General features: G+C 50.1%; 11 protein-coding genes. 4 read left to right on the forward strand and 7 right to left on the reverse strand.

Annotated features, from left to right (window positions below):
* Positions 1-84 precede the first annotated feature (84 nt).
* Together groL and SD71_RS09965 are read left to right on the forward strand one after the other, a co-directional pair.
* Positions 85-1,719 carry a chaperonin GroEL gene (gene groL, locus SD71_RS09960; RefSeq protein ID WP_041062268.1) on the forward strand — a complete coding sequence of 545 codons (1,635 nt, stop codon included), beginning with the start codon at positions 85-87 and terminating at the stop codon, positions 1,717-1,719.
* Positions 1,720-1,905: 186 nt separating this feature from the next.
* Positions 1,906-3,090: a 4-hydroxybenzoate 3-monooxygenase gene (locus SD71_RS09965; protein ID WP_041063074.1), complete on the forward strand. Its 1,185-nt coding sequence runs from the start codon at positions 1,906-1,908 to the stop codon at positions 3,088-3,090.
* Positions 3,091-3,105: 15 nt separating this feature from the next.
* On the opposite strand, the gene SD71_RS09970 is transcribed toward SD71_RS09965, so the two are convergent.
* Positions 3,106-3,897 carry an IclR family transcriptional regulator gene (locus SD71_RS09970; RefSeq protein WP_041062270.1) on the reverse strand — a complete coding sequence of 264 codons (792 nt, stop codon included), beginning with the start codon at positions 3,895-3,897 and terminating at the stop codon, positions 3,106-3,108.
* A gap of 200 nt (positions 3,898-4,097) precedes the next feature.
* Between SD71_RS09970 and SD71_RS09975 the strand changes: the two genes are divergently transcribed.
* Positions 4,098-4,898 (forward strand): DODA-type extradiol aromatic ring-opening family dioxygenase, encoded by an 801-nt coding sequence (locus SD71_RS09975; RefSeq protein WP_041062271.1) that lies wholly within the window; start codon positions 4,098-4,100, stop codon positions 4,896-4,898.
* Between the two features lie 61 nt (positions 4,899-4,959).
* Here the strand turns inward: SD71_RS09975 and SD71_RS09980 are convergent, their stop codons facing one another.
* The 6 genes from SD71_RS09980 to SD71_RS10005 form a co-directional block, all read right to left on the reverse strand.
* Positions 4,960-5,670 (reverse strand): ABC transporter ATP-binding protein, encoded by a 711-nt coding sequence (locus SD71_RS09980; RefSeq protein WP_041062273.1) that lies wholly within the window; start codon positions 5,668-5,670, stop codon positions 4,960-4,962.
* A complete protein-coding gene (locus SD71_RS09985; protein WP_041062275.1) occupies positions 5,663-6,418 on the reverse strand; it encodes an ABC transporter ATP-binding protein in 756 nt (251 codons plus the stop codon). Before SD71_RS09985 ends, SD71_RS09980 begins: the two co-directional genes overlap by 8 nt.
* The gene (locus SD71_RS09990; RefSeq protein ID WP_052476126.1) at positions 6,387-7,394 is read right to left on the reverse strand and encodes a branched-chain amino acid ABC transporter permease; all 1,008 of its coding nucleotides are present in this window, start codon (positions 7,392-7,394) and stop codon (positions 6,387-6,389) included. The genes SD71_RS09985 and SD71_RS09990 overlap by 32 nt, the downstream gene beginning before the upstream one ends.
* Positions 7,391-8,260 carry a branched-chain amino acid ABC transporter permease gene (locus tag SD71_RS09995; RefSeq protein ID WP_041062277.1) on the reverse strand — a complete coding sequence of 290 codons (870 nt, stop codon included), beginning with the start codon at positions 8,258-8,260 and terminating at the stop codon, positions 7,391-7,393. The genes SD71_RS09990 and SD71_RS09995 overlap by 4 nt, the downstream gene beginning before the upstream one ends.
* 69 nt (positions 8,261-8,329) lie before the next feature.
* Complete coding sequence (locus SD71_RS10000; RefSeq protein ID WP_041062279.1) at positions 8,330-9,532, reverse strand: ABC transporter substrate-binding protein; 1,203 nt, start codon at positions 9,530-9,532, stop codon at positions 8,330-8,332.
* A 245-nt stretch (positions 9,533-9,777) separates the two neighbouring features.
* Complete coding sequence (locus SD71_RS10005) at positions 9,778-10,950, reverse strand: M20 family metallopeptidase (protein WP_041062281.1); 1,173 nt, start codon at positions 10,948-10,950, stop codon at positions 9,778-9,780.
* A gap of 238 nt (positions 10,951-11,188) precedes the next feature.
* On the opposite strand from SD71_RS10005, the gene SD71_RS10010 reads away from it, so the two are divergent.
* Complete coding sequence (locus SD71_RS10010; RefSeq protein ID WP_041062282.1) at positions 11,189-12,040, forward strand: ABC transporter substrate-binding protein; 852 nt, start codon at positions 11,189-11,191, stop codon at positions 12,038-12,040.
* Positions 12,041-12,101: the final 61 nt, after the last annotated feature.

The following is a 12,101-nucleotide window of genomic DNA, read 5'->3' on the forward strand; positions in this document are numbered from 1 at the left end:
TTGCGCGCAGAGATAGCAACATAACATGAGGCCTTAAACGGCAGCGGAAGCACATATGTTAAGAACTTAAGGAGGCTATTGAACATGGCTAAAGAAATTAAGTTTAGCGAAGACGCACGCCGCGCAATGCTTCGCGGGGTTGACGCTCTTGCGAACGCAGTAAAAGTAACGCTCGGACCTAAAGGCCGCAACGTTGTTCTCGAGAAAAAATTCGGTTCCCCGCTCATCACGAATGATGGTGTAACCATTGCTAAAGAAATCGAGCTGGAAGATGCGTTCGAGAACATGGGAGCGCAGCTTGTTAAAGAAGTTGCTACCAAAACGAACGATATCGCCGGTGACGGTACGACAACGGCTACGGTTCTGGCTCAGGCTATGATCCGCGAAGGTTTGAAGAACGTAACTGCAGGCGCAAACCCTATGGTCGTCCGCAGAGGGATCGACAAAGCGGTGAGAGCTGCTGTCGAAGGTTTGCAGTCCATTTCCAAACAAGTAGAAGGCCGCAATGACATTGCTCAAGTTGCTTCGATCTCTGCCGGTGACGAAGAAGTCGGCCAGCTGATCGCTGACGCTATGGAGAAAGTCGGTAAAGACGGCGTTATTACTGTAGAAGAATCGAAAGGCTTCCAAACCGAGCTTGAAGTCGTAGAAGGTATGCAGTTCGACCGCGGCTACATCTCCCCGTACATGATTACGGACACGGACAAAATGGAAGCTGTCCTCGAAAACCCATACATCCTGATCACCGATAAGAAAATCACAAACATCCAAGAGATCCTGCCTGTCCTGGAGAAGGTCGTTCAATCCGGCAAGCAGCTTCTGATCATCGCAGAAGACATCGAAGGCGAAGCTTTGGCAACGCTGGTCGTTAACCGTCTGCGCGGTACGTTCACTTGTGTCGGCGTTAAAGCTCCAGGCTTTGGCGATCGCCGCAAAGCGATGCTGCAAGATATCGCCGCTCTTACGGGCGGTCAAGTGATCACCGAGGAACTTGGTCTTGAACTGAAATCCACGACCATTCAACAGCTCGGTACGGCTCGTCAAATTCGCGTTAACAAAGAGAACACAATCGTTGTTGACGGTGCAGGCGACAAAGCGGATATCGTCGCTCGTGTCAACCAAATCAAAGCGCAAATCGAAGACACCACTTCCGACTTCGACCGCGAGAAACTGCAAGAGCGCTTGGCGAAATTGTCGGGCGGCGTAGCCGTAATTAAAGTCGGCGCAGCTACTGAAACTGAGTTGAAAGAGCGCAAGCTCCGCATTGAAGATGCATTGAACGCTACTCGTGCAGCCGTTGAAGAAGGAATCGTATCCGGCGGCGGAACGGCACTCGTTAATGTATATAGCGCTGTTTCCGCAGTTAAAGCTGACGGCGACGAGAAAACCGGCGTAAACATCATTCTTCGCGCTTTGGAAGAGCCGATCCGTACGATCGCGTCCAACGCAGGCCAAGAAGGATCCGTTATCGTTGAGCGCCTGAAGAAAGAATCCGTCGGCACAGGATACAACGCTGCAACCGGCGAATGGGTCAACATGTTCGAAGCCGGCATCATCGATCCGGTGAAAGTGACTCGATCCGCATTGCAGAACGCTGCTTCCGTGGCAGCGATGTTCCTGACAACCGAAGCGGTTATTGCCGATAAGCCTGAGAAAGACAAAGCTGCTGGGGGCATGCCTGGCGGTATGGGCGGCATGGGCGGCATGGATATGATGTAATAAGCAGTATACTGCGCAACATAAGCCCGGCCAGATATCTGGCCGGGCTTTTTATCGTATGATGTTCCACATAGAGAGATCATGCTCTTTTAAATCTGAAAAAAGAGGAGTATCATGTTCTATATTGAAAGCGCATTCATTACTGGTAGGATTGATGCGTCAAGACTTGATCAAGGGGGCTACAACGTGCGTACACAAGTTGGAATCATCGGGGCTGGGCCCGCCGGTTTGATGCTTTCCCATCTGCTGCACCTACAGGGGATCGACTCCATAATACTCGAGAATCGCAGTCGGGAAGAAATTGAAGGAACGATTCGCGCAGGCGTTCTCGAACAGGGATCCGTAGATCTGATGAATGCGGCCGGTGTCGGCGAACGCATGATGCGGGAAGGGCATTGTCACCATGGCATCGAATTGCGTTTTAACAGACAGGGCCATCGAATCAATATGCATGAACTTACCGAAGGAAAGAACGTTACCGTTTATCCTCAGCATGAAGTGATTAAGGATTTGGTTGCTGCAAGGCTTGACTCTGCCGGTGAAATCTATTTCGGAGTGGATGATGTCAGCCTGCATGGTCTGGATACAGAGCTGCCCAAAATTCAATTTCGCCCTCATAAAGGCGCCGAACTTCAGGAGATTTTGTGTGATTACATTGCAGGCTGCGACGGCTTTCACGGACCGAGCCGGCCGAACATACCGGTTAATATCCGGGTCGATTACCAGAAAAAATATCCGTTCGGCTGGCTCGGTATTCTTGCAGAGGCGCCGCCGTCCGCTCCCGAACTCGTATATGCCAACCATGATCGCGGATTCGCGTTACTCAGCACTCGATCGCCGGAAATTCAGCGGTTGTATCTGCAAGTAGACATAACCGACAACATTGCCAATTGGTCGGATGACCGTATTTGGACGGAGCTTCACGCCCGGCTCGAAACGCATGACGGATTTAACCTCATTGAAGGACCGATCATACAGAAAAGTATCCTTTCCATGCGCAGCTTCGTCTGCGATCCCATGCAATACGGGCGCTTATTCCTGGCCGGCGACGCGGCGCACATCGTACCGCCGACCGGTGCTAAAGGATTGAACCTGGCTTTTGCGGACGTACAGGTACTTGCACGGGGGCTGCAACAACTCTATACTTCCGGCAAAAACGATTTGCTGGCGCAATACTCGCATACCGCTCTTCGGCGGGTTTGGAAGGCGGAGCGGTTCTCCTCTTACATGACGTCGATGCTCCACCGCCATGCGGAGCATACGCCATTCGAGCGCGGAATCCAACTCGCCGAATTGGAATACGTAACCACCTCCCGCGTGGCTGCTGCAAGTTTGGCCGAGAATTACGTAGGTTTGCCTATGGCGCTCTAAGGCTAATGCATCAAATTAACTCAATCTCATACGCTTCATGTAACCCATTTTCATAGATATCTCGTTGGCGGCCTCCATCACATTTTTTGCGAAGAAAGGTATTTTGGATAGAGTAATCCTTTGTTTCGGCCCGACGGTGGTAATCGAGGAAATGACTTTCCCGGTGTAGTCCCGGATCGGCGCAGCTACCGAGTGAACGCCTTCCAAAAGCTCTTCATAGCTTGTTGCATACCCCTTTTCCCGGATTTCCTCCAATGTCTTGTTGAGGAGTCTGGGATTGGTAATCGTGGACTTGGTGTATCCCTTTAGACCGTTTTCAATATAGTCGTTAATGTATTCAGGAGTTTGATGGGCAAGCATGACTTTGCCGGAGCTCGTGCAATGGAGTGGATTCCTTCTGCCCACATGCGTCAAAAAGCGCACGAGGTGATTGCATTCCACCTTGAGCAAGTAGATGATATGGCCGTCATCCAGCACGCCGATATGGGCCGTTTCATCCACTTTGTTTACCAGATTTCGCACGACCGGCAGCGATTCATTGTAAATGTCCAAGTTGGATGTTACGACACCGCTTAGTGCCAGAACGGAATACCCGAGCCGGTACTTTTGCGTCTCTTTATCTTTTATCAGAAAGCCTTCTTCCGCCAATGTGGTAACCAGACGATGCACCGTGCTTTTGCCCAGCCCCAAATTGTTCGAGATATCCGTAATTCCTTGCAAGGGATTGTCCAAAGTGTAGGAACGAAGGATTTGAAGGGCGTTTTGCAGGGAGGATAGGAGCCTTTTCTCGCTTTTTTCTGCTGACACTGCAGGAACCTCCTGTGAACTGAACGATTATGAACCATTTAGAGCTCATGTAAGTACCGTATCGTAAAAATGTAAATTGCGCAATTGTCTGTCTCCGTGTTCCGGATAAAGGAATCGGTCTATTGCATTAAGAGCAAATAAGCATTATTTTAATGAAAAGGTTTACATTCGTGAAGGAAGCATATACAGGAGGGATTCGAATGTCACTGCAGATGGCTTTGCTGGCAGCGCATGTTCCAAGCATCTGTCATGAGGAGAGGTCTCCGGCATTTCAACAGGAATTAATCAAAGGGCTGCGGCAAATGCGGGATCGCATGCAAGAGATGCAGACCGAAGCGATCGTGTTGATGTCCTGCCATTTTCCAACAACGTTTCATCATTATGTCGATGCCACACCCCGGCATACAGGAATACTGACGGCGCTGGAATGCCCGGATTTAATCTCGGATGTGCCGTATGACCATCCGGGGGATCACGAGCTTGCCAGCCAGCTGGTGGCAGCGGGAAGGGACGCGGATTTACCCGTCGTGAAACTCGATGATCCGACTTACATTTGGGACTACGGTACAGTGGTTCCCCTGCGATATTTGGTGCCCGAGCAGAATATTCCGATCATCAGCCTTTCCATTTGCTGTGCGGCAAGCTTAGATGAAACGTTCAAATGGGGAGAGCAAATCGGCAAGGTGCTTCGGGAGACAAACAAGAAAGTGGTATTCGTCAGCAGCGGCGCCTTGTCCCACAATCTGGTCAGAGGGCGGGAGAACATGCCGTCAAGATCGGAACAGGCTATGGATAATCAATTCATTCAGTATATGATGACCGGAGACTATGCGGCCGCGCGCGAAATGTTGAATCAATATTCAAAAATAGCCGGCGTAGAGTCGGGAGGACGTCATCTGGCGGCTCTTCTCGGCGTATTGGATAACGAACAGAAAGCCGAGTTCTGGGGCTATGGTCAATCATCGGGCAGCGGAAATGCCATTATCTCTTTTGCTTCTTAAATGTTTAATACAAAAGGTGGTTCCTGATCAATTCAGGAACCACCTTTTGTATTGAACGCTTTTAAACGCCCAAGTATTGATGCTGTATTTCCTCGTTCGCAAGCAGCTCCTGAGGTGTGCCTTTCCACACGATGTGCCCCTTGTTCATGACAAGCACCTCGTCGGCTGCGCCGCAAGCCAGGTAAAAGTTCTGCTCCACCAAGAGAATGGATAAGCCGGTTTCCTTCAACTTCTTAATGATATCCCCTACCTGCTCGATAATGACCGGTGCCAATCCTTCGGACGGTTCATCCATGAGAATGAACTCCGGGTTCGTCATGAGGGCTCTTCCGATGGCCAGCATCTGCTGCTGTCCGCCCGAAAGCTGAGTGCCCATGTTATGCTCTCGTTCTTTGAGGATCGGAAACAGTTTATACACTTCGTCCAAGGTCCACTTTTGCCTGCTGGATTCCGTACTGCGGCTGTCTTTGGCGGGCACCGTCAAGTTCTCCCGGATTGAAAGCGAAGGGAAGATCCGTCTTCCTTGGGGCACCAAGCCGATGCCGCGGCGGGCGATCTTATAAGGCGGCAGGCCGGAAATCGGTTGGCCCTTATAAGTAATGCTCCCTTGCCGCGGAGGAGTCAAGCCTGCAATGGAATGGATGGTCGTCGTTTTGCCCGCTCCGTTGCGTCCGAGAAGGGCGACGCATTTTCCTTCGGGTACTTCGAACGAGAGTCGCTGCAGGATGTGGCTGTTTCCGTAATACGTATCTACTTGATCCAGCTTAAGCATGTTTAAGCGTGCCTCCCCCGAAGTAAATTTCTTTCACACGCTCGTCACCCTTAATCTCCTCCGGCGCGCCGCTCAAGAACACTTCGCCATGATGCAGCACGGTAATGCGGTCGGCAATGGAGAACACCACTTCCATATCATGTTCGATCACAAGCAGGGTGATCGAGCGGGGCATGCTTTGAATGAGCTTGGTCGTTTGTATCGTTTCCGCGGGAGACATGCCCGAAGTAGGCTCATCTAAAAGCAAGATTTTCGGCTTGGAGGCGAGAGCGAGCAGTACTTCCAGGAGTCGTTGTTCGCCGTAAGACAGCTCGTTCACCACACGGTCCCGACGATCCCAGAGGTTCCATTCTTTCAGCAGATGTTCCGTTTCTTCCAATACGTCGGTAAATTTATTGATAGGCTTGAAGAAGTTGAACCGGTAGGGTTTACAAGCGTTGATCGCTAGGTGCAGGTTCTCCTCAACGGTCAGACTTCCGAACAGATTGTTCTTTTGGAAGGTTCTCGACATACCGACACCGACGGCGGTGTACGCCGGCAGCCCGCTGATTTGCGTATTGTTCACCGTTACCGTGCCTTGATTGATCGGCAGCGTTCCTGTGATGCAGTTGAACAAGGTTGTTTTGCCGGCACCGTTCGGTCCGATTACGACATGGCGTTCTCCTTCCCGAACTTCAAGAGAAACGTCCTTTAACACGTTGAGCGCTTTGAACGATTTAGACAGATGTTCCACTTTTAGAAGAGTCAATGCCGGTTCCCTCCTTATGCTGCATATTCTGATCCCGGTTTTTGCGTCGGAAAAGCAGGTTCCATATCAACGAGACGATATGAATGATTCCTCCTCGGCCGTAAAGGACGATCGCTACGAAAATCAATCCCATAATGATTGGCCAACGCTCGGTGTAAGAGCTGATATAATTCTGCAGGATAACGAAGAATCCGGCACCGATTGCCGGTCCCAGCAGCGTTCCTACGCCGCCGACGATAACCATGATCAGTGCTTGGCCGGAGAACATCCAGTTGAGCAGGTCCGGGGAAATATACTCGTTGAAGTAGGAGTAGAGTCCGCCAGCAAACCCAGCCATCATGCCGGACAGCGTGTAGACGACAAGCTTATAATTACGGGTGTTGTATCCGAGTGCCGTCATCCTGGACTCGTTTTCTTTAATCCCTCTGACGCTCTTGCCGAGCGGGGAGGAAATGAACACGCGAAGCAAGAAATAACTGGCTGCAAAAGCAACAGCGGTCACATAGTAAAAGGTCAAGCGGCTGTCGATGGCACCGAATCCAAGGTCAAAGGTTGCCAGAACCGGCTTCCCGTCTACCCCGCCGGTGATATCCTCCATCTTGTAAGCGATGGCGTACAACATTTGGCCGAACGCCAATGTAATCATCAAGAAATAAGCGCCGGATGAACGAATAAATAACAATCCGGAAATGAATGCGAGAATACCGGACACAAGGATTGCGGCGAGCAGCAGCACATACGTATTGTTCAGATGATCGCCGATTAATGTAACCGTATAAGCGCCTGCTCCGAAAAACGCTGCATGGCCGAGTGAAACAAGACCGGCAAAACCGATAATCAGGCCGAGACTCATGACGAAGATGGCCATAATGAGCACTTCGCTGCCCAGCTTCAATCCGTATGAGGAAAGCAGGAGAGGCATTACAGCCAGGACAACGAGAAGGACGAGGTTAAGCCATAATGGTCGATTTTTCATGCGTGAGCCCCCCGTCCAAACAAGCCGTTCGGTTTAATCAAAAGCACCACAATCATAATGGCAAAGATCATCGCCATCGTGAAGGAAGGGAACAGGACACGTCCAAGTGTATCTACAACACCGACCATAATGGCCCCGATGAAAGCGCCTTTCCAGGTTCCGAGCCCGCCGATCACCACAATGACAAGGGAGGAGATCAGGATTTCAGAATCGATGCCTACATACATTCCCATAATAGGTCCGCCCAAAACTCCGCTAAGGCCGGCCAGCCCTGCGCCGAAGGCAAAGATGCACGTGAACACCACTTTAATGTTAATGCCGAGTGCCGACAGCATATCGCGGTCGTCGACTCCAGCCCGAATCATCGCGCCGACTCGCGTTTTGTTCTCCATATACCAGAGAAGCACCGCAAGCATACAGCCGACGAGGATGACGAAAATGCGGTAAGCCGGGAAAATCATAAACCCAAGGTCCGCGGAAACGTCCAATCCCGAGGGAACAGGCAGAGTCAAAGGACTCGTTCCCCAGATCCACTTGACGACATCCGCAAATATAAAAGAAAGCCCGAACGTGAGGAGCACCTGTTCCAGCTCCTTGCCGTACACCCGTTCAAGCAGCAGTTTCTCCATCAGGACGCCAAGAATGGCCACAACGATGATCGACAGAAGCATTGACAGCCAAAATCCGAATTGCCGGCCTATAAAGTAATAGGCGATATACACACCTGCCAAGTAAAATGTTCCATGCGCCAAGTTAACGACATTCATTAATCCGAAAATAATCGATAAACCGGCCGCGATCATAAACAACAGCATGCCGTAGGCGAGCCCGTTTAATAAATGCATTGTCAGTGTTGTAACAGACATGGGATCCTCCTCTTTCCTCACTCGTACATAGGTGAAACGGGGGGACACGCCCCCCGTCATCACTTAAACTTATTTTGCCGGCGGTGCGTCCGGTATTTTCAGACCTTTCGCTGCGATACCGAGAATCTCTTGTTCGATTTTTCCGTCTTTCCAAACGTTCTTTGCCAGATACATATCCAAAGCCAAGTTGTGAGTGTTCGGATCCATAACCAGCTCGCCGCGAGGGCTGCTGAAGCTGATATCTTTCAAGACTTTGATCAAATCCTCGGATTTCGTGCTGCCGGCTTTTTCAACCGCTTTGCTGATGACTTGAGCCACATCGTAGCCTTGGACATTGAAGTAGTTAGGCGTTTTGTTGTATTTCTTGGTGAATTCCTCAACGAACTTCTTGTTGGTTGCATTGTCGACTGTGGCCGTATACATCGTAGCGCCGATAATGCCTTCCGCTGCTTTGCCCGCAGGTACTGTTACAAGCGGGTCAAGGAATTCCTGTGTGCCTGTCAATGGAATTTTACCTTTCAGACCGAACTGCTCATACTGCTGGACAAAACGGATTGCATCCGTACCGGCCAAGAACGGGAACACCAGATCCGGTTTGGAGTCTTGAATTTCCGTCATGTAGGTTGCGTAATCGTTCGTGCCGAGCTTCGGCCATGCTTCTTTTACGATCTCGCCGCCGGCTTTGATGAAAGCCGCTTTGAAAGCCTCGATCGTTTCGTGGCCGGCCGGATAGTCTGGAGCGATGACATAAGCTTTTTTGCCGACATTTTTGTAAATATATTCTGCGCCTGGAGTGCCGTCCTGCCAGTTGGAGATAGATACGCGGTAGATATAATCGCTTTTCTTAGCCCATGAAATATCATTGGCCGCTGCATTGGCGTCGATCAGCACCATTTTGTCTTTCTCAATCACGTCGCGAAGAGCGTAAATAACGGCTGAAGAGATAGGGCCCGTCAGAATGTCAACTTTCTCGTTCTCTACCAGGGAACGGTATTTGCGAAGAGCGACTTGCGGGTTGGCTTCATCATCCTCATATTTAATCGTTACGGGACGGTCGCCGATTTTGTTGCCGTTCAATTCGAAGTACAGTTCCATACCTTCTTTGATACTTTCGGAAAGTGGAGCGAAGTTGCCCGAGAAGGAGAGGATGGCGCCGATTTTAATAGGCCCGTCGGACTTGCTGCCTGTTCCCGAGTTTTGTCCGCATGCGGTCAGAACCAATAAAAGCGCTGTCAATGCAAACAAGATCTTGCTCAGTTTGCCTTTCTGCATTCTGTGTTACCCCCTTGAAATAGTTGGCCGTTCTTGATGTAAATATATCGAAAATTAAGTATTATGAAAACGCTTATATTCCGGCATAGTAAACAGCGCATATTTTCTGCCTAAAAAGTCGAAGAAACATAAACGGTAGGGGAATATGTCGGTTGATCAGATCGAAGGACAAAAAAACAAGCCGGCTCCGGTGGAATGCGGGAGCCAGCTTGGAATCGGTGCGTTTTCTATTTAACTTTTGAGCGTTATCGATTGATTTCAAACTCATCGCGGATTTGCTTTAGCAAGTCTGGTCGGGCCAGCACTTCAGACGCAGTAAAAGCTAACATAGTGGCGCCGAACACCATAGCCTCGTAGGCTGGAGCGGTTTGTGCGGCGTCGCGGAACTCTACCGTATGCAAATTATAAGGTTGATCTACAACTTTAATGTAAGGATGAATCGCGGGACAGCGCAAAGAGACGTTGCCCAGATCCAATGAGCCGTGATCTTTGCCGATCGGAATGTCCTCCGGTTTAATTCCGGCTGCGAGCAGATTTGCGGTAAAAATGTCGGACAATGTTTCATTCGTTCTCATTTCGTCGTAAGAATACTGGTAATTGCTGACGGTAAGCTTGCTTCCGGTAGCTAAGGCCGCCGCTTCGGCACAGACAGTGACCTTGCGCGAGAGCTCGTTGGTATATGCCCGGCTGGCGGACCTGACATAAAATTGGGCTGCCGCATATTCGGGTATAATATTGGGCGCCTGTCCCCCATTGGATATAATACCGTGAATTCGTGAATCGCTCTGGGTTTGCTGGCGCATTGCGTTCACGGAATTGAACAATTGAATGACCGCATCCAGCGCGTTAATACCGAGGTGCGGGTTGGCTGCCGCATGTGCGGGCTTGCCGTGGAATTCAAACTGCAGCGCATCCATAGCGAGCGAAGCTCCCGATCTCTCATAGGTGTGGAAGGGGTGCGCCATCAGTGCGATGTCGCAATCATCGAACAAGCCTGCGGCGGCCATATCGACTTTGGCGCCCATGGTCTCCTCGGCCGGCGTTCCATATACACGGATCGTACCGCCCGTCTCTTCCGCTATGGCTCGCAATCCGGCTGCTGCGCCGAGCGACATGGTGCAGATCAGATGATGGCCGCATGCATGTCCGATCTCCGGGAGAGCATCATATTCAGCGAGCAGGGCGATGACGGGACCGGGTTTTCCGGAGCGGTATTCGGCGATGAATGCGGTAGACAAGCCCAGAACTTCCGTCTTAACGTTAAAGCCGAGCTTTTGCAGCTCCGAAACGAGCAATTCTGAAGCTTGCTTCTCCTCGTGCCCTAGCTCGGGATGTGCGCCGATAAATGCTGCAACTTCCTTTAACCGCGGTGCATATCGGGAGATCGTATCGCGAATGGTGCTTTTTAATTGTTCCATTGGAAGGCTCCTTCGATCGTTTCTTATTAATACTATGGTAGCCCTCACGCAGGGAAACAATCAAGCCCCATGAGGATAAAAGTAACCGTTGATTTTCTGGCGTTGCAATTCATATCAAACAACCGCCTGATTTCGTTGAAAAATTGTAACTTTTTCCGGTATTCCATTGGGCTTTTATGCATTACAATAAATAAATATTCATCACGAGAAATTATAACTTACAGGAGATGGACAGGCTATGAAAAAAGGAATTTTGCTCGTTCTGTCGTTAGTGCTGGCTTTCGCGCTTGCGGCTTGCGGAAAAAAAGAAGAAAACTCAGGTTCGAACGCGGCCCCGGGCGCAAGCCAAAGCGGCGCTCCAAGCAACACGGCTTCCGGTAAGCTGGCAGACATAAAGAAGGCCGGAAAAATCGTACTGGGTACAAGCGCGGAGTATGCACCTTATGAGTTCCATAAAATGATTGACGGTAAGGATCAAATTGTTGGTTTCGACATTGAGATCGCCAAGGCAATCGCAGCAGATATGGGAGTCGAATTGGAGATTAAAGATATGCAATTTGACAACCTGTTGACGGAACTGAAGCTGGGCAAAATCGATTTTGTTCTTGCAGGAATGACGCCGGATGAAGATCGTCGTAAGAGCGTAGATTTCTCCAAAAACTATTACGAAGCAAAGCAAGCCGTATTCGTTAGAGCTGAAGACAAAGATAAGTTCAAAACCATGGCGGATCTTGAAGGAAAGTCTATTGGCGTACAAATGGGCTCGACTCAGGAGAAAATTGCAAAAGGAATTAAAGATGCAAAAGTAAAGTCGCTCGGTAAAACAACAGAATTGGTTTTGGAGCTTAAATCCAAGAAAGTCGATGCTCTCATTGTGGAACTTCCCGTGGCGCAAGGCTATGTCAATAAAAATCCCGATCTGGCTTTGACGGATGTCGTGCCCGAATATCAGGACGGCGGTTCTGCTGTAGCGGTAAACAAAGGAGAGGCGGATCTACTTGCTGAGATCCAAAATTCGCTTGACCGTCTAATGGCAGAAAAAACCATCGATAAGTGGGTTGCTGAGATGACCGAATTGGCGGACAAATAAGCCGTTAACTTGGACAGGCGGAGGGGAAATAGAGGCGGCTATTATGAAGCGCCCCTGTTTC

This window comes from Cohnella kolymensis, assembly GCF_000829465.1.
GTDB classification, from domain to species: Bacteria; Bacillota; Bacilli; order Paenibacillales; family Paenibacillaceae; genus Cohnella; species Cohnella kolymensis.